Below are 19,797 nucleotides of genomic sequence, written 5' to 3' on the forward strand. Positions count from 1 at the left end.
TTTCCTCAGTAGCGTTTGTCTCCATGACCTCAATGCAACAACAACCGGTTGATCAGCGTCATGCGATCATATGGACCGGCGAATTTCGCGACCGTGATGTCGAGGCCCGCTATGCAGAAACTGCGCGAGCCGAAACACTCAACATTGCCCGCCTTTGCGTCATTGCGACGACAGTGGCGAGCGTATCGTTTGCCCCGATGGACCTGATGATGATCGAACCGCCGATACTCTATGAGTTCCTCGGCATTCGGTTCGGTCTTGCGATTTTGTGCGTGGCGACGCTGCTTGCCCTGGCGAAAGCCAACTCTCAGCGGGAGATCGTGTTCGCGAGTTATGCGCAAACCATCATCTTCTTCTTTTTCAATGCGCTGATCTTCAATCACCCTGCTCTGACACGGCATGGCGGGACTCTCATCCCGCTGATCGCGATTGCGCTGCCAATGTATCTGCCTGGCCGCGCTTTTCCGGTTGCTCTGGCCAGCGCCTATGCCTGGATTATCAGCCTTATGTTTTGGGGCGTGTTGCGGCCAGATCCTGAAAGCCTGCTGGATCTCTCGTCTATTTTTCTGGTGGCGACCGTCGCCTATGTCGCAGGCAATATGGCCCGTATCCAGTTGAACCGCATGCGACGCGTCGAGTTCTTGCACATGGAAGAGATGCGACGCATCAACCGCGAACTGATCGCTGCGAAGGATCGGGCCGAGGCTGGAGAAAGGATCAAGAGCGAGTTTCTCGCGGTCATGAGCCATGAAATCCGCACGCCGATGAATGGCATCCTTGGCATGATTCAGCTCTTGCTGGGCGAGAAACTCAGCGCTTCGGTGCGCAAGCGATTGAGCGTTGTCCGTCGCTCCGCGGAGGCTTTGCGTGCCATTCTGGATGACGTGCTGGATCTCTCCAGTCTGGAGCGCGGCGTGGATGTCGTTCTGCATGAACCGGTCGATCTTGGACGCCTGACCCAGGATGTTGTGGACCTCATGATGCCGCGCGCAAGGGAAAAGGCGATTGAACTGAGGCTTGTGCAGGAGACAGCCTCCATTGGCTGGGTGCTAGGTGATGCAGCGCGTCTACGGCAGATCCTCTTCAATCTGGTAGGCAATGCGGTCAAGTTCACCGAAAAGGGCTATGTCGTTATCGATATACAGCGGGATCCGGTAAGGGACCAGGTCACGATTGAAGTCAAGGATAGCGGTATCGGCATTCCCTCAGACGAAATTCCTAGTCTCTTCCAGCCATTCGTGCAGGTTGATGCAACCATCAAGCGGCGCTTCGGCGGTTCGGGCCTTGGCTTGGCTATCGTGCGGCGTCTAGTAGAGACCATGAAGGGAACGATTGCGGTTCAGAGCGCGCCCGGAGAGGGGAGCGCTTTCCTCGTGAGCCTGCCACTCTTGCCAGTGGCGCCGGAACTCACCGTCGCCAATGCTGCTGGCACGGAAGATGTGGTTGGGAGGCAAAGGCTGAATATCCTCATCGTCGAGGACAATCCGGTGAACCAGGCTGTTGCCTCTGGTCTTTTGACGGCAGCGGGGCATCGCTGCGAGGTTGTCGACGGCGGTCTGTCGGCTCTCGAACGTATCCAGCAACGCTCGTTCGATGTCGTGCTTATGGATCTACAGATGCCGGGAATGGATGGTTTCGAAGCCACCCGACGTATTCGGGCGCTTGGCGGCCGGTGCACAGGCCTCCCCATCATCGCATTGACGGCCAATGCGATGCGCGAAGATATCGAGCGGTCACTCGCCGCAGGGATGGACGGGCATCTTGCCAAGCCAATTGACATCGACGCTCTCTTACATCTTCTGGCTTCTCTGCCGGAGAGAAAAAAGTCGACTGGTCTTCTGCAAAGAGGCGATGATGTATTGCTCGTCGGGGAAGTTCCCAAGACGCTGCAGTTACGGCTGCGCAGACTGGATTTGCGCTTGTTCCCTGCGCGGGATTTTTCGGCTGCACGATCCATGTTGAAAGCCCGGCCCTTCCCAGGCGTGATTGCACTCGACGGGGCAGATGATTTGCGAGATCTCAAGCCGCTTCTGCCCGCATCAGCCTCCCTCGTCATGTTCAGGAACGAAATGCCCGTGTCACATGGCAAAGATCCTCAGCAAAGTCCGGCAATTTCGCTCAGCTTGACGATGTCTGACGAAGAGCTCGCCGCGCGTCTGCTGCGTGCATCAAGCGACGACGATTCCATTATCCTGCCCGGTGAACAAATATACTCCAACGTGAACGACCTGTTCCTGAAGCACCTGGCAGATGAGCACGACCTTCTTCAGAATGCCGACATGACTGACGTCGGATTAAGGGAGATTGCCCATCGTTTGAAAGGAAGTGCTGCGAACATGGGAGATCAGATACTTGCCGAAGCAGCAGCGCAGGCGTTGACAGCAGAACCGCAGCATCACATAGAAACGTGCTCGAAATTGCGGGACGCCGTTTATTTCAGCATATCCCGAATAAACGCAGTCAGTGCCGCAAGTCAGCGGCGGAGTATCGAGTAACGTCATGAGTACAACGGTTCTTGTGGTTGAAGATGCGCCTGAGAGCCTGGAGCTGATCTGCTCATTTCTCAAACAGAACGGCATGACAACTTTCGCAGCCCGCTCCCTGGCGGAGATGCGTCAACGTCTGCAGAGCCATCAGCCTGACATCATTCTTCTCGACGTGAACCTGCCAGATGGTGACGGCATTGAAGCTGCTCGCAAGCTCAGGCTCGGTTCTCTTTACGGGCTGATTTTCGTCACTGCGCGCGATTCCGATGACGATATTCTGGCAGGCCTGGACGCTGGCGGCGATGATTATGTTACGAAGCCGATCAATCTGAAAACGCTTCATGCGCGGATTCGAAGTGTGCTCCGACGCTCACGCGAGCCGGTGATCACGTTCGACGGGTGGATCCTCGATGTCGTTCGCCGCGAACTCTTTCGCCCGAATGGACAATTGCTGGAATTGACCGCCGGTGAGATGAATATACTGGTCGCCCTTGCCTCAAGGCCGGGTGAGCCGCTTTCGCGAGACTTTCTACTGGACGTTATTGCCAATCGCGATCCGACCTCGATTAGCGGACATACCGTCGACAACCTCATCGCCCGTTTGCGAAAGAAGATGCAGCTGGATGGCAAAGACGCACCCATTCTGACTGTACGCGGTATTGGATATGCGTTGATGGTTGGCAGGGCATAAGCATCGGTCCGACCTGAAAAGCCGAGCATTCCCGGCAAACTCCACTGCGCGTTTGCACCGATATCCACGCCGATACACTCGAAGGTCTCAAGGGATATGCCCTTCATGTCTCGGCTTGATCCCGTCACACAATCGATGTGTCAGAGTGATCCCGAGTTTGCCGGAAATGCTCTAGTCGCCCGCCTTGCTCAAGGGGAAGCTCCGCCAATACCGATTGAATTTCCTGGAGCTGAAATAAACCGCACGCCACCCGCTTCAAATGCTTGCCGAAGTTGTGCCTCGGTCGCGCGATGAACATCGTGACGGCTGCCTTCGTAATCCCGGATCGTGCTTCGGGATACACCTGACCGATCCGCCAGATCCGTCTGCGTCCAATCCAGAAAGCCACGGGCCGCGCGACAGAGCGCAGGCGTCAATATTCTGCTGCTACCGGGTTGACCCATCTCAACAACCTGCCCATATTGGTCGACAGTGATCATATAGATCGTTTCTGCGCCGATTTCCAGAGGCTCTGCTTTGCAAGTCTGGATGGTGCGTTCTCAACCAGAAAGGTTTAAGTCCTTGGGATAACGCTCGGGCCCTACATTCTTGTACTTATTGTTCTGTTGCCATTTCTTGGCAGCCTGGCGTCGGCGTTCATTCTCAATACAACCTCTCGGGATCTACCCGTGGCGGTTGCCGCAACGGTAACCGCGTGCTGTCTCGCCCTTTGCATACTGGCTTATCCGAACGTCGTTGACGGAAACGTTCTGCGCTTCGAGGCGGAGTGGCTTCCGCAGTTCGGCCTTAACTTCACGCTGCGCATGGATGGTTTCGCCTGGATTTTCTCCACGCTGATCACCGCCATCGGTTTGCTGGTTGTTCTCTACGCCCGTTATTACATGTCGGAAGACGATCCGATCCCTCGTTTCTTCTCGTTTCTCTTGGCGTTCATGGGCGCCATGCTCGGGATTGTCGTATCCGGCAACGTAATCCTGCTCTCCGTCTTCTGGGAGCTCACAAGCATATTCTCGTTCCTGCTGATCAGCTACTGGCACCACAATGCTGCGGCACGCGATGGTGCGCGAATGGCGCTCACCATCACCGGGATCGGTGGCTTTTGCCTGCTGGTCGGAATGCTTCTGCTGGGTAATATCACCGGCACCTATGATCTCGACAAGATCCTTGCCTCCGGCGACGTGATCCGCGAACATCCACTCTATCTTCCGACGCTGATTTTCATTCTTCTCGGCGCCTTGACGAAAAGCGCGCAGTTTCCCTTTCATTTCTGGCTGCCCAATGCGATGGCGGCACCGACCCCGGTTTCGGCCTTCCTCCATTCGGCAACCATGGTAAAGGCTGGTGTGTTTTTGCTGGTGCGTCTATGGCCCGCGCTTTCCGGTACCTATGAATGGTTTTTCCTGGTCGGCCTTGCCGGAATGCTTACGCTGTTACTAGGCGCCTATTTCGCCATTTTCCAACAGGACTTGAAGGGGCTCCTGGCCTATTCGACGATCAGCCATCTGGGGCTGATCACCACTCTGCTCAGCCTTGGCAGTCCGCTCGCGACCGTAGCCGCGATTTTCCATATGCTGAACCATGCGACCTTCAAGGCGTCGCTTTTCATGGCGGCGGGGATCATCGACCATGAAACCGGAACACGTGACATGCGGCGTCTCAGCGGCCTTTTACGCTACCTGCCCATTACGGCAACGCTTGCCATGGTCGCCAGCGCAGCCATGGCCGGGGTGCCGCTGCTGAACGGGTTTCTCTCGAAGGAGATGTTTTTCGCAGAAGCCGTCGAAACACATGCCGATTCCTGGCTTGACCGGATTCTTCCCTACGTTGCCACGCTTGCTGGCGCGTTCAGCGTCACCTATTCGCTTCGCTTTATTCATACGGTGTTTTTCGGACCGAAGCCTGAGGGCTTGCCGAAGTCGGAGCCGCACGAGCCGCCGCACTGGATGCGGTTTCCGATCGAGTTCCTCGTTATCGTCTGCCTGATCGTCGGGATCGTTCCTTCGATTTCGATCGCACCCTTTTTGGCGACGGCGGTCATGAGCGTACTCGGCGCAAAAACGCCTGAATACAGCCTTGCGATCTGGCACGGCTTCAACATCCCTCTTCTGATGAGCGCCATCGCTCTCATCGGTGGTGTTCTGATTTATGTTGCTATTCGTCGCTACCTGGCAACGTGTGAGGATGGACCGCCCTTCATTCGCCGTCTACGCGGGCAACGAATATTCGAGCGCGTTCTTGTCGCCGTTTCCTGGCGCTGGGCGCGCTGGGCCGAGAGCAGGATTGGCACGCGCAATCTTCAGCCGCAATTGCGCTGGATCGTTTTCATCGGGTTCCTTGCCGGGTTGTTACCGCTATGGTTGGCGGGTTTCGAAGCGCGCCCCTTCGTCTTCACCGGCGTCGACCCGGCATTCGCCGTGCTGTGGGCGCTGGGTGCTGGAATGTCGCTGGCCGCAGCCTATCTCGCCAAATACCACCGGCTGGCGGCACTTGTCCTGCTGGGCGGCGTCGGTCTGGTCGTTTGCGTAACCTTCGTGTGGCTCTCTGCACCGGACCTGGCGATCACCCAATTGCTGGTAGAAGTCGTGACGACGGTCCTGATCCTGTTGGGTCTGCGCTGGTTGCCGAAACGAAATGCACTATTGGTCGATCAGATGACGATTCGCGCACGGGCGCGGCGTTTCCGGGATCTGGTGCTCGCTGTTTCCTGCGGCATCGGCATGTCCTTCATCGCGTTTGCGGTCATGACGATGCCGGTGCCCGATGCGATTGCCAACTATTTCCTTGAGAATGCCTATTCTGAAGGGGGCGGGCGTAACGTCGTCAATGTCATTCTGGTCGACTTTCGCGGCTTCGACACGATGGGCGAAATTGCGGTGCTTGGTGTCGTCGCGTTGACAGTCTATGCGCTTCTGCGACGTTTCCGCCCCGCCGCCGACAGCTTTGCCGTGCCCGAGCAACAACGTATTCAGGCTCGGTTCGACGAGGAGCAGCCGGAACGTGCTCCGGGTGACACCGTACGCGACTACCTGCTCGTACCATCCGTAATCATGCAATGGATGTTCCCCGTCATCATCACATTCGCGGTTTATCTTTTCATGCGCGGACATGACATGCCGGGCGGTGGATTCTCGGCGGGGTTAACAATGTCGATCGCCTTCCTTCTTCAGTATCTCGCGGGCGGCACGCGCTGGGCGGAAGATCGCATCCGTATTCTACCGCTTCGCTGGATGGGAGTTGGTCTCCTGACTGCGATGGCAACAGGAATGGGAGCCTGGCTACTTGGCTATCCCTTCCTCACCTCGCATTTCCAGTATCTCGACCTGCCTCTTGTTGGCAAAGTACCGGCAGCGACCGCGCTCTTGTTCGATCTCGGCGTCTTCATGCTCGTTGTCGGCTCGACCGTGCTGATACTCGTGGCACTTGCGCACCAGTCGATCCGCATCAATCGCTTGCGGGCCATGGAAGCGGCCAAGGCGGAGGAAACCTGATGGAACTGATTCTATCTCTTGCCATCGGTGTGATGACGGGATGCGGCGTCTGGCTGATCCTGCGTCCACGCACATATCAGGTGATCGTCGGGCTTTCGCTTCTGTCCTATGCTGTGAATCTATTTATTTTCGGCGTCGGCGGAGTGAAGAGCAACATGCCTCCGATTCTGTCGGACGATGTTCTGCCTGCCACCCTTTCCGATCCGGTTCCGCAGGCATTGGTGCTGACGGCTATCGTCATCGGTTTCGCAACGACAGCTTTGTTTCTCGTTGTCCTTCTCGCATCGCGCGGGCTGACCGGTAACGACCATGTCGATGGACGCGAGGAACAGCGATGATCCAGTGGTCGCATCATCTGATCATCGCACCCATTCTAGTGCCTCTCCTCGCAAGCGCACTGCTGCTCTTTCTGGACGAGCGTCAACGCGTTGCCAAGGCAATGATCAGCGTCATCTCGACGCTGCTTCTGGTCCTCATTGCTTTCATCCTGTTGAAGATCGAAAGCGGACCGAACGACTTTGGCGGCGTTTATTTGCTCGGGAACTGGGCTGCGCCATTTGGCATCGTCCTGGTGCTGGATGGGCTTTCCGCACTCATGCTTTTGCTGGCGGCTCTACTCGGAATTGCGGCGCTGGTCTTCTCGCTTGCACGCTGGCATGCCAAAGGCGCGCATTTTCACAGCATGTTCCAGCTCTTGCTTGCGGGCCTGAACGGCGCCTTTCTAACCGGTGACCTGTTCAATCTCTTCGTCTTCTTCGAAGTCATGCTGGCTGCGTCCTACGGGCTCATGCTCCACGGATCCGGTCCGCTTCGCGTCAAGGCAGGCATGCACTACATTGCGGTCAATCTGGTCGCCGCGCTGTTCTTCCTCATTGGTGTCAGCCTGATCTACGGAACGGCTGGAACACTGAACATGGCGGATCTGGCCGCCCGCCTTCCTCAGATCGAGCCAGATCGGCTCATGCTGTTGCAGGCAGGGGCGGGCGTACTTGGCGTGGCGTTCCTGATCAAGGCGGGTATGTGGCCGCTCTGCTTCTGGCTGCCAACGGCCTACAGTGCCGCCTCGGCGCCCGTTGCCGGAATCTTCGCCATTCTCAGCAAGCTCGGCATTTATGTCATTCTTCGGCTCACCATGCTGCTGTTTGGCGATGGGCCGCTGGATGGATTTGGCGCCAACGCGCTTTTGCTGGGTGGCATGGTCACCTTGATCTACGGCATTATCGGGGTGCTCGCCTCCCAGGCTCTTGGTCGTCTGGCCGGGTACTCGGTACTCGTGTCGTCCGGTACGCTCTTGATGGTTCTCGGCATCAATGATGGCGTCGTTTCATCCGGTGCTTTGTTGTATCTGGTCAGTTCGACATTCACCATCAGTGCGTTTTTCATGCTGATCGAGCTTGTGGAACGAGGGCAGGATGCGGGCGCAAACGTTCTCGCCGTCACGATGGAAGCCTATGGCGAGGGTGACGAGGACGGGATCGACGAAGCCGAAGGCGTGACTATGCCCGGAACCATGGCTATCCTCGGTCTTTGCTTTGCCGCCTGTGGCATATTGCTTGCCGGACTGCCGCCCCTCTCGGGGTTCATCGCAAAATTCGCAATGCTCTCAGCCATGCTTGGTGCCGGTGCAATTGGGGTGCCGCCTACCGCTGCGGTATGGACCCTGATCGTTCTCGTTATCCTGTCCGGCGTTGCATCGCTGATCGCCATGACACGCGTCGGTATCCGGACGTTCTGGGGCTCGCTTGAAGGAACGGTGCCACGGGTCCTGGTCATAGAATTGACACCTGTCATGTTCCTGCTGGCGCTGACATTGCTGCTGACCGTATGGGCGGGGCCTGCGATGCAGTACATGGATACGACCATCCGCACACTGGGCAACCCTGCCAACTACATTGAGGCCGTCCAGAAGGCGTATCGGGTTCCGGGATATCAAGGCGCACCGACAAAGGTGGGAGACCCCTGATGCTTCCGTTCCCGATCTTGACCTTCTGTTTGATGATCATGTGGATGCTACTCAACGGCTTCACGCTTGGTCACCTAATCCTCGGCTCTTTGGTCGGATTCGTTGCTGGCTGGGCGCTCGCATCCTTGCGTCCGGAGAAGCCTCGTCTCAAAAAATGGTATCTTTTGCCGAAACTGGCCGCGATCGTGATTGTAGATATCATCCGCTCCAATTTCTCCGTGGCGCGATTGATTGTCATGGGACAGAAAAGGCCCGATTCCTCCGGGTTTATCCTTTTGCCCGTCCAAACGGAGAATCCCTTTGCGCTCGCAGTTCTTGCTGTAATTCTGACATCCACGCCCGGATCTGCCTGGCTGGAATATGACTCGCGCAACAAGACAGTGCTTTTGCATGTGCTTGATCTCATTGATCGAGACGAGTGGGTTGCGATGATCAAAAACCGGTACGAAGTGCTGTTGCTGGAGATTTTCGAATGAGTGCAATCATTCTGCTGACAGCCGTTTCTTTGGCTCAATTCATATTCGCACTCGCGATGGTCATCGCCTCCGTTCGGATGTTGCGCGGACCGCGTGCTCAGGATCGGATTATCGCTCTGGACACGCTATACATCAACGCAATGCTGCTGCTTGTCACATTCGGGATTGGTACTGGAAGAACGGTCTATTTTGAGGCAGCCCTCGTGATCGGCATGCTGGGCTTTGTTGCAACGGTTGCTCTTGCCAAGTTTCTGATGAGAGGGGAGGTCATTGAATGATACAGCCAATTTCCGATTTCCCGGTGTGGGCCGCAATCGCGGTTGCTTTTTTCCTCTTGTTGGGTGCGGCACTCACACTCATCGGTACGATCGGACTTCTTCGTTTGCCGAGTTTTTACGAGAGGCTACATGCGCCGACCCTCGGGACGAGTTGGGGCGTCGGCGGTACGATGGTTGCTTCCATGATCTTTTTCACCGTGGGTGCGGAGCGGTTTGTCATCCACGAAATTCTGATCGGAATTTTTGTCACGGTAACAACGCCGATAACTTTCATGCTTTTGGCAAGGGCTGCGCTTCACCGCGATAGAGCGGAAGGCGATCAGCAGGTTCCACACAAAATGGACATCAGCCGCGCAACGGAGGCTGAATAGCGTCATCCCCATGCGCCACGAAGTTAATATTGGATTTATCTGATATATACCTGAATATTGGTAATTGTGGGATATGCTGCTGCGCAGTATAGTCGCAACCACTGTTCGAAGCAAAGTGAAGAATTTAACGTTCGTACATCCTGCCGATGCATGTATTCACTGACGTAACCGTTCAGAGAAGCAAAGATAATTTGAAGCATCCACTCGGGCCGCATCAATCGCGGCCCTTTTCTTTTCCTGCACTACTTCAAACCTGTGTCCGATGTGATGACGGCCCATTGTGCCATCTCGCCAAGTGTCGGTGCGCAAGAGGATGACCCTTCAATAGATGCATGCGCCGGTGGCGGTTCCTCGCCCTTGCAAAACATGCTGACCAGAACATCCAGTATTCGCGCCACGCGTGCATCCGCGATTGAATAGTAGATCTGACGTGATTCGCGTCGCGTCTGGACCACGCCAGCTTGGCGCAACTCTGCCAGTTGCTGGGAGAGGCCTGGCTGCTTGAAACCAAGCCCTTCCTGTATTTCGCCGACTGAGGCTTCGCGTCCCGACAGGAAGCAGAGCAGCATCAGTCTGCTTGAGGTTGAAAACAGGCGAATGAATTCAGCCGCTTCGCCCGATGCTTCTATCATTTGCTCGAGTGGGAGAGTCGTTTTCCTCATTTTGAGCGCTCCCTGAAGTACCAGATATCTCCGTGTGGGACAGCAGATGCGTCGTCAAGCGAAGCAGCGGCAGGTTCCATGAGCTTGTCGCCAACTTTCCAGCCTTCAGGGGTGAGCGCCTGTTCCCGGTCTGATGTCTGCAAGGCCTCAATTAAGCGCAGAAGCTCCGCAACAGAGCGCCCCACCGTCATCGGATACCATACAATGGCGCGGATTATGCCGGATGCATCAATAACGTAGGTTGCGCGGACAGTGGCGCTTCCGGAGGAATGCCGGTCCAGCATGCCGTAGGCGCGTGCAATGGCCATGCCGGAATCTTCGATCAGCGGGAAATCAACTCTGACGCCGAAGCGCGTCTCTATATCCTGCAGCCAGGCGAGATGAGCATAGAGGCTGTCGACCGAGAGCCCCAGAAGGGCGCATTTCAAGCGTTCGAATTCGGGGGCCGCCTTTGCGAAGGCTATGAACTCGCTTGTGCAGACCGACGTAAAATCGGCTGGATGCGAGAAGAGAAGCAGCCAGCGCCCTCGGTAATCTGACAGCTTCACGAGGCCGCGGGTTGAGCGCGCTGTGAATTCTGGAGCGGGATCATGGATGCGCAGAGCAACTGCTCGTTCCACGGTGCAATCTTCTGACAAGCGAATCTCCTGTTTTGCCGAGAAAACATATCGCGGCAGGCGCCAAACCCAAAACCAAACATACATAGTTGCATAGTTACCGTAAATATGTATTATTGGTGCAAACGGAGATTGTCGCCATGTTGGATGCGCCGCTGGAATTTGCCTCGAAGATCGTTGCTTCAGCTCTGGAAGAGCCTTCCTCTAGACCGCTAGTGAGATCGTTCTTTGACCCTGCAACATATACGGTTACGCATGTCGTGCGCGACCCTCGCTCAAGCGCGTGTGCCATCATTGATAGCGTTCTCGATTACGATCCTGCCTCAGGTCGGACGATGAATGCCTCTGCACGAGAAGTGATTGATTACGTAAAATCCGAAAGTCTCGAGGTTCAATGGCTTCTTGAAACGCATGCACATGCCGACCACCTGTCTGCTGCCCCGCTTTTGCAGAAGGAGCTCGGTGGGCAGCTTGCTATCGGGCGCGAAATCATTCGTGTCCAGGAAGTCTTCGGCAAGATCTTCAATGCGGGTACGGAGTTTCAGCGCGACGGCAGTCAGTTCGACCAACTGTTTCAGGATGGCGATCGATTCAAGATCGGCTCACTCGATGCGACTGTGCTTCATGTTCCAGGACATACGCCCGCATGTCTTGCCTATGTGATCGGCGATGCCGTCTTTCCCGGCGATACCTTGTTCATGCCGGACTATGGCACGGCCCGTTGTGATTTCCCCGGCGGAGATGCCCGCACCCTGTATCGCTCTATCACGCGGTTGATGCAGTTGCCCGGTTTTGCGCGCATGTTCCTATGCCATGACTACAAGGCGCCGGGTCGAGACAACTATGCGTGGGAAACTACGGTCGCGGAGCAACGTCAAGGTAATATTCATGTCCATGACGGGGTCACCGAAGACGAATTTGTAAAAATGCGGACGGAGCGGGACGCTACACTTGCGATGCCGAAGCTCATCCTGCCGTCGGTGCAAGTCAACATGCGGGCGGGCAAGTTGCCTGCGGCGGAAGACAATGGCGTGCAGTACCTGAAAATCCCGATCAATACGCTTTGAGGGCGGCAGCAAGCCATGTCTTATAGTTCATTCCTCTTGCCCTTGGCCGGCGGTCTGCTGATCGGTTTGTCGGCGGCGATTTATCTGCTGCTAAATGGCCGCATCGCCGGGATTTCCGGTCTTGCCGCGTCCGCCTTTGGATTGACGGGCTCAGGCATCAGTTGGCTCGGCGTCGGCTTTCTGGGCGGCATCCTGGCAGGGGCTGCATTTGCGGCCTCATTCCTTCGGTTCCCAATCATCGAAGTGTCTTCGTCGCCGCTTCTTCTGGTCGCGGGCGGTCTCATCGTTGGCTTCGGCACACGGCTCGGCTCCGGTTGTACCAGCGGTCACGGTGTGTGTGGTCTGGCGCGCCTGTCTCCGCGCTCCATCGTCGCGACGGTGGTTTTCATGTCGGTTGCCGCTGTCACCGTCCTGATCATGCGTCACTTTCCGGGGTAAGCTCATGAATGCTCGGGTTATCGTCGCAGTCGTTGCGGGTATCCTTTTCGGAATCGGCCTGGTTATCTCGGATATGATCAATCCGGCGCGTGTCCTTGCCTTTCTCGATGTTGCCGGTGATTGGGATCCGTCTCTCGCTTTCGTCATGGGAGGTGCCTTGATTCCGTCGGCGATCGCGTATCGCATCAAGGCTCGCCGCCAAATCCCCGTGTTCGATACTTCATTTCATGTTCCTGAGAATCGAAATCCGGACCGTAAGTTGATCGCGGGCTCTGCCCTTTTCGGACTGGGCTGGGGTCTCGTGGGCTTGTGCCCAGGGCCGGCTTTCGCCGGTCTTGCTCTTGGCAGATGGGAAATCGTTCTGTTCGTCGCCGCGATGATCGGTGGTATGGCGATCCATCGCCTGTTCCAGAACCGTTTTGCTTAGGTCAGGGAGCTTTCACCATGGTTCTTGATCCGATGCAATACGGGCTCGGCGGGCTCTCAGGCGTACTGGTTGGCTTTACCCTTGGTCTCTTCGGGGGCGGGGGGTCGATCCTTGCGGTTCCACTTATGGTTTATCTGGTTGGGGTCCCAAATGCGCACATGGCAATCGGTACCAGCGCCTTTGCCGTCTCTGCGAATGCGTTCACAAACTTGTTGGGCCACGCACGCGCCGGTCATGTGAAATGGCGTTGCGCCGGTGTGTACAGCGTGGCCGGTATTCTGGGAGCCTTGATCGGCTCTAGTATCGGCAAGCTGGTCGATGGTCAAAAGCTGCTGATGCTATTCGCTTTCCTGATGATTTTCGTGGGTGTTCTCATGTTCCGGAAACGGGGATCGGAAGGGAACCCGGGTGCCCAATGTTCGAGAGAGAACGTTTCCAAAGTCGCCGGTTTTGGCGGAATGACGGGAATTTTCTCCGGTTTCTTCGGCATCGGCGGAGGCTTTTTGATTGTCCCGGGGCTTATTGCTTCCACGGGCATGCCTATTCTGTTCGCAATTGGTTCTTCCCTTGTGGCTGTCACGGCCTTCGGACTCACGACCGCGCTGAATTATGCGATTTCGGGTTATGTGGATTGGGCGCTTGCAGGAATTTTCATTGCGGGCGGCATCGCGGGCGGGCTAGCGGGTGGGGTCGTTGCCGATCATCTGTCTACAAAAAAGGGAACTCTGAATACCCTCTTTGCCGGATTGATTTTCGCCGTTGCTCTTTACATGCTTTATCGTGGCTTCTGGGAGATTCTTGCATGATACCCTTCCAGGTTGAACTATAAGGTCTTTGATTCTCTGGCTTGAAATGTTCCGGAATCTGTCGGTATGCTTTAGCGAGCGGTGGGCCTTGAGCACGCTTGGTTCACCCGACCTCCCCAGAGAAGGAACAACAAGATGACCTATTCGAACCGCCTGCGCGCTTCTGCGATGGCGCTTGGTATTGTCATGGCCGGCACTTTTGGTGCGGCCGCACAGGCCAAGACCCTGACCATTTCATGGTGGGGCTATAACGGCGACAAGCTGAACGCCAACATCATCGAGCCGTTCAAGAAGATCTGCGGCTGCGACATCGTCTTCGAGACGGGCAATAACGCTGATCGCCTCAACAAGCTGAAGCTTCGCGATGGAAAGGGCGTTGATGTCATTTACCTGACCGACAGTTTCTCGCAGATTGGGATCGCCGAAGGCCTCTTCCAGAAGGTTGATCCGGCGAAGCTGCCGAACCTGGCCGATCTCTATGACATCGCCAAGAACCCGCAAGGCGGTTACGGCCCAGCCTATACCATTGGTCGTGTTGGCATCGTCTACGATAGTGCCAAGGTCAATCCTCCGATTACCTCTTGGAACGATCTGTGGCGCGCCGATCTGAAGGGTGCCGTTACGCTTCCGGGCATCACGACGACGGCTGGTCCGATGGTGGTTCTGCAGGCTGGCAAAAATGCCAAGGTTGATGCTTTCAGCGATGCGGACAAGGCTTTCGAATCCATCGGCAAGCTGAAGGCCAACGTTGCGAAGAACTACAATACCGGGTCCGAAATGGTGAACCTCGTTTCCACGGGTGAAGCCAAGGTTGCGGTGACGCAGGACTTCACGCTGGCCTCGCTGAAGGCTGCGGTCCCGACCATGACCTGGGCGCAGCTCTCGGACGGTGATATCGCGACGCTGAACACCGTCAACATTCCGAAGGGCTCGGAGAATGTCGAACTGGCCTATCAGTTCATCAACTTCATTCTCTCCAAGGAAATCCAGCAGATCGAGGCAGAGCAGGGCGTTGACGCGCCGGTGTCTACCAAGGTGCAACTGACGCCGGAACAGGCCAAGATCTGGACCTATGGCGCAGACATGATCTCCAAGCTGAACCGTTTGGACTATGTGAAGCTGAATCAGGCGAAAACCGACTGGATTGATCGCTGGAACGAAATCTTCAGCAAGTAAGTGCGGATATTTGATGATATTTGCGTCGGCCCGGTATTTTGCCGGGCCGACGCACTTGATTGCATTGCAACATTTGGGCATTCTTGCGCTCTAGATGCGGTATGTGCCGCGAAAATTCTCCATTGAAATCTGGAAATCGCTTCCGATGAATGCTTGCGGACAGGTGGCTTCGAAACAAGATGGTTAAACGTTTAAGCCCCTGGCTTTTGGCGGGTCCCGCGACATTGCTGGTCCTGATCTTCCTGATCTTTCCTGTCGGTTCTACGCTTTTTGCAACATTGACGGATGCCAAGGGTTGGCTTGCCCCCTACATGGCGTTCTTCAACAGCAGCCTGCGACGCACGGTCCTGATGCGGACGATCGAGATTTCGCTGATTACGACGGTTATCTCCGTCGTTCTAGGTTTTATCGCCGCCTATGTGGTCGCGCATATGCCGGGGCGCCTGAAGAGCATCATGATCATCGCCGCCGTCTTCCCGCTGTTGACGGGCGTTGTTGTCCGTTCATTCGCGTGGTTGATCCTGCTCGGAAAGAACGGAATCTTGAATTCTGCGCTTCTTTCGCTGGGCCTGATCGCAGAGCCATTTTCCATGCTCTACACCAAGGGCGCTGTCATTGCGGCCATGGTCTATCTGTTCGTACCGTTGATGATCCTGACCCTTGCGGGCGTCCTGGAAGGTATCCCCAGGGATGTGGTTGAGGCCGCGTCTTCGCTTGGCGCCAAGCCGTTTGCGGTGTTCCGCCAAGTCATCCTGCCGCTTGCCATGCCGGGCCTCATCATCGGCGCCGTGCTCGTTTTCACAGGAAGCTTTACCTCCTATGCCACTCCGCAACTTCTGGGCGGCGAGCGACAAATGATGATGGGTACCTTCCTCTATCAGCGGGCAATGGTGACGTTTGACTGGACTGGTGCCTCAACGGTTGCCGCCATCATGGTTGTCGTGACGATTGCCATCGTTGTCCTGATGACGCGGCTTGCGCGCCGCATGAACCCCATGGCAGCATGATCATGCAGACAAAGCTTCATCCCGCGCTGATCGCGATTGCGTCTCTCATCTTCCTGATTTTGATCGCGCCCTTGTTCATCATCCTGGGCGCCGCTGTCAGCGATACGCCTTTCCTGACCTTTCCCCCGCAGGGTTTCACGCTGAAGTGGTTCAGCAATATCTTCCAGATCGAGGCGTTCCGCACCACCGCCATCACCAGCCTCCAGATCGCGTTTCTCGGAACATTTCTGGCGCTGCTCATCGGTATTCCTGCGGCCTATGCATTGAACAGGTTCAAGATCCGCCTGCCATCCTGGCTTTCCAACGTCTTCGTCCTGCCAATTCTTGTCCCGGAGATTGTGCTTGGCTTCTCTCTGATGAAGAACATCACGATCGGTCTGCAATTGCCGGTCTATACCACGCTGCTGCTGGGGCATACGCTTCTGGTGCTGCCCTATGCGGTCCGTGTGGTGGGCGCGAGCCTCGCGTCTTTTGATTTCTCCATTGAGGAGGCTGCGATCAGCTTGGGGTGCCCGCCGCTGAAAACCTTCCTCACTGTTGTGCTACCCAACATCAGTGCCGGGGTGGTCGCCGCGTTTATTCTCGCCTTCATCACCTCGATCAACGATGTTTCGATTTCGCTGTTTCTCACCGGTCCAGGTGTCTCCACGCTGCCGATCCAGATTCTTGCGCATATGGAACAGTTCTTCGACCCCACCATCGCCTCGGTTTCGGTTCTGCTGATGCTGCTGACTGTTGGCGTCATGGCCATTGTAGAAGCCACCCTTGGCCTTACCTTCCTGACAAAGTGAACCGCTGTGACCGTATCTCTGACGCTCGAAAATGTTTCCGCCCACTACGGCTCCACGCAGGTGCTGAAGGATCTCACGCTTGCTGTGGCTGCAGGTGAACTCGTGTCTCTTCTGGGCGCCAGCGGATGCGGCAAGACCACGACATTGCGGCTTGTGGCTGGGTTTCTCCAGCCAAGTAGTGGGACGATTCGCCTCGGCGACCGGGATCTCACACGCCTTCCCGCGCATCAGCGCGATATCGGTCTGGTGTTTCAAAATTACGCCCTGTTCCCGCATCTTTCTGTGCGCGATAACGTTGCCTTCGGCTTGAAGCAGCGGGGAGTTGACGCGGCGGAGCGGAAAAAGCGCGCAGACCGCATGCTAGAGCGCGTCGGTCTTTCAAGCTTCGCAGACCGCATGCCCGCTGCCTTGTCTGGCGGTCAGAAGCAGCGCGTCGCGCTGGCTCGTGCTCTCGTCATCGAGCCGCCTCTGCTGATGTTCGATGAGCCACTCTCCAACCTGGACGCCAAGTTGCGCGTCGACATGCGGGTCGAGATCCGCCGCCTGCAACGGGCAAACGGCACGACCTCGCTTTATGTCACGCATGATCAGGAAGAGGCCTTTTCGATTTCCGACCGTGTTGCGATCATGAATGCTGGTCGCATCATGCAGCTTGATACGCCGGAAGTGCTATACCAGCGGCCTGCCAATAGTTTCGTCGCGCGGTTCGTCGGGTTTGAAAATTTGATCGACATGACCGTCGTTGAGCGTCTCGGCGAAACAGTCACGGCCCGTACCAAGGACGGCGCACTCCTTCAGCTTTCGCAGGAACGTCTCGGTGCAATACCGGATCGCTTCATTCTGGCTGCGCGACCGGATGGGCTGGCCGTTGCACGAGACGGGAACGGGATTCCGGTAACTCTCGGAATCCGCACCTATCTTGGCCGCGCCTATCAGTACCAGTGCACAGCCGAGGGGCAGAGCTATCTCGGTAATGGCTCTCTCAGCGAACCGCTGGGGACGGGGGATCGCGCCGTTCTCTCTCCAGTGCCGGAGCAGTGCTGCATTCTACCCGCTGACGTGTGACCTTCAATCAGCCGGTCAGAAGACGACCGGCTGCACCTGTCCTGTCTGAACGTTGACGAGCCCCTGCGGAGCGTAATTGCTTGGCGCAACGAGTACCCAGCGCCAAGGTGCACAAGTCAGTGTCGCAAAGGCGAGTCGCTCCGGAAAGCCGGGAAACCAGCGCGGGCTGAAGGTCGGCTCATACATCCAGTCGATTTTTTCGCCTTCCGCATAAAGCGTCTGCATCTCCTCATGCAATTCTTCTGGCGGGCGGCACGTCATCAGTCCCGCTACTTCGTAGCGAACAGTCGCGACCACGTCTCCGCCTCTGACAAGCGCCCAACCACCGTCGTTGGCGGCAATGGCGTTCACGGCCTTCGCCATGGCTTCATCGGAAGAGCCGACGCACCAGATATTGTGCTTGTCATGTGCCATGGAGCAGGCAAGAGCCGTATTCGGCGTGCGCGGTCCGCAACCGATCCAGAACATTTTTGAGACGGCGCCCTTACCCGAAAAGCGATCGATGACCGAAAACTTGGTAATGTTGCGCGCTTCATCCCGCTGGACCTGCCCATCCACGACCGGCAGCTCGAATGTCAGAAAATCGTCATCCCAATGAAACGGGCGAAGGACCGCGGCCTTCATGGTTTCTCGACCCGGCTCAGCCTGGATGGCGAAATCCGCAGCGGTGAGGTCGCGTCCAATATTGATTGTCTTCGTTGCCCATTCCGGCCAGTCAATCCTGGGAACATCGAGCAGATAGCTCTTGCCCTCGGATACGTGCTGCCCATCTGCCCAGACTTTTGCGATCTCCAGCCGCTGTACATCAGACAAGAGGACGATATCAGCGTAACGTCCCGGCGCGATCGATCCGACCCAGGGTGTGAGGCGCATATGACGGGCAGGATTGATGGTGGCGCATTGGATGGCGATCTCTGGTGCAAGTCCCGACTCGATGGCGAGACGGACGTTATAGTCGGTCGCGCCCATTTTCAGTGTGTCGGATGCGCTGCGATCGTCCGTGGTGAAGGCGATCTGCGACCAGTCCTGAAGGCCCTTTTGCAGGAGACCCTTGATGACATCCGGCAGGCTGTGAGGACGCAATTCCATGAACAGTCCATGGGTGAGTTTGTCCCAGAACTCTTCGAACGTCCACGCTTCATGATCTGACGAAAGCCCTGCGGCGGCAAAGGCATTGATGGTCGGAAGATCGCGAATGCCTGCGGCATGTCCTTCCACGACGCCGCGCTGCTCGAATGTGGCGCGGATCATCCCCCAAAGTCGGTCATAGGAGGGGTTGTCGCGATTCCAGACGGCGGGCCAGTCCATGACCTCGTCAAGACCGGCAACCATGAGGCTCTCCTTGAGAAAGGCCTTCTGCTCGTCATAACCAAGAAAGCCGCCACCATGCTCGTAGCCTGTCGGCGGTACGGCAGAGCCGGGCAGTGGGAAGATTTTGAGCGGCGATCCGGCCTCGCGTGCCTTCAGCCAGAATTCCAGCGTCTTCGCGCCATTCACATTGGAAAACTCGTGGCTCGCCTCGCAAGTCCAGGTGTTGCCACGGGGGAGCACAAGTGCTGCCTCGTATTCCGGTGTCAGATGCGAGCTTTCGATATGCTTGTGGACCTCGCCCAGACCAGGGATTGCTGCCAGATCCGGTTCATGGACGCGCCTTTCGATCTGGCCCGTATAGCTTCCTGCCGGACCGACATAGGCGATGCGGCGCCCTTTGATGACAATCTCCTGATCCATGCTCCAGGTGCGCGTCGCCACATCCAAAAGACGACCCACCCGCAAGGCGGTATCTGCGGGTTGCTTGCCCAGTGCAACGAGCGTCAACTCCTGACGGATGGCCACCTCTGCCGCTGAACTCGGGTTGATGTCCAAGGAGTGGCGGTGGGACGTGCTGGTCATCGGGGAACTCCCTCGCTGGATGCGAGTACTGAAGGAAACTAAATCAGTTCAATGGAATAGATGCTTCACCGAATAGCGGCAACTGTGAAATTGGC

Annotated in this window: 20 protein-coding genes; 16 read left to right on the forward strand and 4 right to left on the reverse strand. The window is 56.6% G+C overall.

From position 1 onward, the window contains the following. The first annotated feature begins 23 nt into the window (after positions 1-23). Positions 24-2,495 (forward strand): ATP-binding protein, encoded by a 2,472-nt coding sequence (locus G6N80_RS01785; protein WP_165130852.1) that lies wholly within the window; start codon positions 24-26, stop codon positions 2,493-2,495. Positions 2,496-2,499: 4 nt separating this feature from the next. After that, the gene (locus G6N80_RS01790; protein ID WP_062556797.1) at positions 2,500-3,177 is read left to right on the forward strand and encodes a response regulator transcription factor; all 678 of its coding nucleotides are present in this window, start codon (positions 2,500-2,502) and stop codon (positions 3,175-3,177) included. A gap of 188 nt (positions 3,178-3,365) precedes the next feature. Here G6N80_RS01790 and G6N80_RS01795 read toward each other — a convergent pair whose 3' ends face one another. Continuing rightward, positions 3,366-3,620, reverse strand: a complete 255-nt coding sequence (locus G6N80_RS01795; protein ID WP_082547356.1) for a helix-turn-helix transcriptional regulator — start codon at positions 3,618-3,620, stop codon at positions 3,366-3,368. A gap of 123 nt (positions 3,621-3,743) precedes the next feature. Between G6N80_RS01795 and G6N80_RS01800 the strand changes: the two genes are divergently transcribed. From G6N80_RS01800 to mnhG, 6 genes are read left to right on the forward strand one after another with little or no spacing between them, the layout of a single operon-like run. After that, the gene (locus tag G6N80_RS01800) at positions 3,744-6,665 is read left to right on the forward strand and encodes a monovalent cation/H+ antiporter subunit A (protein ID WP_165132269.1); all 2,922 of its coding nucleotides are present in this window, start codon (positions 3,744-3,746) and stop codon (positions 6,663-6,665) included. After that, complete coding sequence (locus G6N80_RS01805) at positions 6,665-7,003, forward strand: Na+/H+ antiporter subunit C (protein WP_062556794.1); 339 nt, start codon at positions 6,665-6,667, stop codon at positions 7,001-7,003. Before G6N80_RS01800 ends, G6N80_RS01805 begins: the two co-directional genes overlap by 1 nt. Further along, positions 7,000-8,628, forward strand: a complete 1,629-nt coding sequence (locus tag G6N80_RS01810; RefSeq protein WP_165130854.1) for a monovalent cation/H+ antiporter subunit D — start codon at positions 7,000-7,002, stop codon at positions 8,626-8,628. Before G6N80_RS01805 ends, G6N80_RS01810 begins: the two co-directional genes overlap by 4 nt. Further along, positions 8,628-9,104, forward strand: a complete 477-nt coding sequence (locus G6N80_RS01815; RefSeq protein WP_062556792.1) for a Na+/H+ antiporter subunit E — start codon at positions 8,628-8,630, stop codon at positions 9,102-9,104. Before G6N80_RS01810 ends, G6N80_RS01815 begins: the two co-directional genes overlap by 1 nt. Then, positions 9,101-9,382 carry a K+/H+ antiporter subunit F gene (locus tag G6N80_RS01820; protein ID WP_062556791.1) on the forward strand — a complete coding sequence of 94 codons (282 nt, stop codon included), beginning with the start codon at positions 9,101-9,103 and terminating at the stop codon, positions 9,380-9,382. The genes G6N80_RS01815 and G6N80_RS01820 overlap by 4 nt, the downstream gene beginning before the upstream one ends. After that, positions 9,379-9,753 (forward strand): monovalent cation/H(+) antiporter subunit G, encoded by a 375-nt coding sequence (gene mnhG, locus G6N80_RS01825; RefSeq protein WP_062556790.1) that lies wholly within the window; start codon positions 9,379-9,381, stop codon positions 9,751-9,753. The genes G6N80_RS01820 and mnhG overlap by 4 nt, the downstream gene beginning before the upstream one ends. Positions 9,754-9,995: 242 nt before the next feature. Here mnhG and G6N80_RS01830 read toward each other — a convergent pair whose 3' ends face one another. After that, positions 9,996-10,415, reverse strand: coding sequence for an ArsR/SmtB family transcription factor (locus tag G6N80_RS01830; RefSeq protein WP_165130856.1), 420 nt, complete (start codon positions 10,413-10,415; stop codon positions 9,996-9,998). Then, on the reverse strand, positions 10,412-11,119 hold the full coding sequence (locus G6N80_RS01835; protein WP_165130858.1) for a peroxiredoxin: 708 nt from the start codon (positions 11,117-11,119) through the stop codon (positions 10,412-10,414). The genes G6N80_RS01830 and G6N80_RS01835 overlap by 4 nt, the downstream gene beginning before the upstream one ends. A 53-nt stretch (positions 11,120-11,172) precedes the next feature. Here G6N80_RS01835 and G6N80_RS01840 point away from each other — a divergent pair, with 53 nt between their 5' ends. The 8 genes from G6N80_RS01840 to G6N80_RS01875 all read left to right on the forward strand — a co-directional run bounded on the left by G6N80_RS01840 (position 11,173) and on the right by G6N80_RS01875 (position 17,809). Continuing rightward, entirely contained in the window at positions 11,173-12,099 is a 927-nt protein-coding gene (locus G6N80_RS01840; protein WP_165130860.1) for an MBL fold metallo-hydrolase, read from the forward strand. A 15-nt stretch (positions 12,100-12,114) separates the two neighbouring features. Next, a complete protein-coding gene (locus tag G6N80_RS01845) occupies positions 12,115-12,537 on the forward strand; it encodes a YeeE/YedE family protein (RefSeq protein ID WP_165130863.1) in 423 nt (140 codons plus the stop codon). A 4-nt stretch (positions 12,538-12,541) separates the two neighbouring features. Beyond that, positions 12,542-12,964: a YeeE/YedE family protein gene (locus tag G6N80_RS01850; RefSeq protein ID WP_165130865.1), complete on the forward strand. Its 423-nt coding sequence runs from the start codon at positions 12,542-12,544 to the stop codon at positions 12,962-12,964. 17 nt (positions 12,965-12,981) lie between these two features. Next, complete coding sequence (locus G6N80_RS01855) at positions 12,982-13,770, forward strand: sulfite exporter TauE/SafE family protein (protein ID WP_165130867.1); 789 nt, start codon at positions 12,982-12,984, stop codon at positions 13,768-13,770. Between the two features lie 168 nt (positions 13,771-13,938). Further along, positions 13,939-14,946 (forward strand): ABC transporter substrate-binding protein, encoded by a 1,008-nt coding sequence (locus tag G6N80_RS01860; protein ID WP_246251397.1) that lies wholly within the window; start codon positions 13,939-13,941, stop codon positions 14,944-14,946. A gap of 179 nt (positions 14,947-15,125) precedes the next feature. Next, entirely contained in the window at positions 15,126-15,953 is an 828-nt protein-coding gene (locus tag G6N80_RS01865; RefSeq protein WP_165130871.1) for an ABC transporter permease, read from the forward strand. Positions 15,954-15,955: 2 nt separating this feature from the next. After that, the gene (locus G6N80_RS01870; protein ID WP_210300853.1) at positions 15,956-16,744 is read left to right on the forward strand and encodes an ABC transporter permease; all 789 of its coding nucleotides are present in this window, start codon (positions 15,956-15,958) and stop codon (positions 16,742-16,744) included. Positions 16,745-16,750: 6 nt separating this feature from the next. Further along, a complete protein-coding gene (locus G6N80_RS01875) occupies positions 16,751-17,809 on the forward strand; it encodes an ABC transporter ATP-binding protein (protein ID WP_165130873.1) in 1,059 nt (352 codons plus the stop codon). Positions 17,810-17,824: 15 nt separating this feature from the next. Here G6N80_RS01875 and G6N80_RS01880 read toward each other — a convergent pair whose 3' ends face one another. Beyond that, complete coding sequence (locus G6N80_RS01880) at positions 17,825-19,702, reverse strand: adenine deaminase (RefSeq protein ID WP_165130875.1); 1,878 nt, start codon at positions 19,700-19,702, stop codon at positions 17,825-17,827. Between the last annotated feature and the right edge of the window lie 95 nt (positions 19,703-19,797).

The organism is Rhizobium rhizoryzae, from assembly GCF_011046895.1.
In the GTDB taxonomy this organism is placed as follows: domain Bacteria; phylum Pseudomonadota; class Alphaproteobacteria; order Rhizobiales; family Rhizobiaceae; genus Neorhizobium; species Neorhizobium rhizoryzae.

What these genes read in the sequence shown, in the direction of transcription:
- G6N80_RS01785 (WP_165130852.1), top strand. Translation starts at nt 24, where the DNA reads ATGACCTCAATGCAACAACAACCGGTTGATCAGCGTCATGCGATCATA.
- G6N80_RS01790 (WP_062556797.1), top strand. Translation starts at nt 2,500, where the DNA reads ATGAGTACAACGGTTCTTGTGGTTGAAGATGCGCCTGAGAGCCTGGAG.
- G6N80_RS01795 (WP_082547356.1), bottom strand. Translation starts at nt 3,620, where the DNA reads ATGGGTCAACCCGGTAGCAGCAGAATATTGACGCCTGCGCTCTGTCGC.
- G6N80_RS01805 (WP_062556794.1), top strand. Translation starts at nt 6,665, where the DNA reads ATGGAACTGATTCTATCTCTTGCCATCGGTGTGATGACGGGATGCGGC.
- G6N80_RS01810 (WP_165130854.1), top strand. Translation starts at nt 7,000, where the DNA reads ATGATCCAGTGGTCGCATCATCTGATCATCGCACCCATTCTAGTGCCT.
- G6N80_RS01815 (WP_062556792.1), top strand. Translation starts at nt 8,628, where the DNA reads ATGCTTCCGTTCCCGATCTTGACCTTCTGTTTGATGATCATGTGGATG.
- G6N80_RS01820 (WP_062556791.1), top strand. Translation starts at nt 9,101, where the DNA reads ATGAGTGCAATCATTCTGCTGACAGCCGTTTCTTTGGCTCAATTCATA.
- mnhG (WP_062556790.1), top strand. Translation starts at nt 9,379, where the DNA reads ATGATACAGCCAATTTCCGATTTCCCGGTGTGGGCCGCAATCGCGGTT.
- G6N80_RS01830 (WP_165130856.1), bottom strand. Translation starts at nt 10,415, where the DNA reads ATGAGGAAAACGACTCTCCCACTCGAGCAAATGATAGAAGCATCGGGC.
- G6N80_RS01835 (WP_165130858.1), bottom strand. Translation starts at nt 11,119, where the DNA reads ATGTATGTTTGGTTTTGGGTTTGGCGCCTGCCGCGATATGTTTTCTCG.
- G6N80_RS01840 (WP_165130860.1), top strand. Translation starts at nt 11,173, where the DNA reads ATGTTGGATGCGCCGCTGGAATTTGCCTCGAAGATCGTTGCTTCAGCT.
- G6N80_RS01845 (WP_165130863.1), top strand. Translation starts at nt 12,115, where the DNA reads ATGTCTTATAGTTCATTCCTCTTGCCCTTGGCCGGCGGTCTGCTGATC.
- G6N80_RS01850 (WP_165130865.1), top strand. Translation starts at nt 12,542, where the DNA reads ATGAATGCTCGGGTTATCGTCGCAGTCGTTGCGGGTATCCTTTTCGGA.
- G6N80_RS01855 (WP_165130867.1), top strand. Translation starts at nt 12,982, where the DNA reads ATGGTTCTTGATCCGATGCAATACGGGCTCGGCGGGCTCTCAGGCGTA.
- G6N80_RS01860 (WP_246251397.1), top strand. Translation starts at nt 13,939, where the DNA reads ATGGCGCTTGGTATTGTCATGGCCGGCACTTTTGGTGCGGCCGCACAG.
- G6N80_RS01865 (WP_165130871.1), top strand. Translation starts at nt 15,126, where the DNA reads ATGGTTAAACGTTTAAGCCCCTGGCTTTTGGCGGGTCCCGCGACATTG.
- G6N80_RS01870 (WP_210300853.1), top strand. Translation starts at nt 15,956, where the DNA reads ATGCAGACAAAGCTTCATCCCGCGCTGATCGCGATTGCGTCTCTCATC.
- G6N80_RS01880 (WP_165130875.1), bottom strand. Translation starts at nt 19,702, where the DNA reads ATGACCAGCACGTCCCACCGCCACTCCTTGGACATCAACCCGAGTTCA.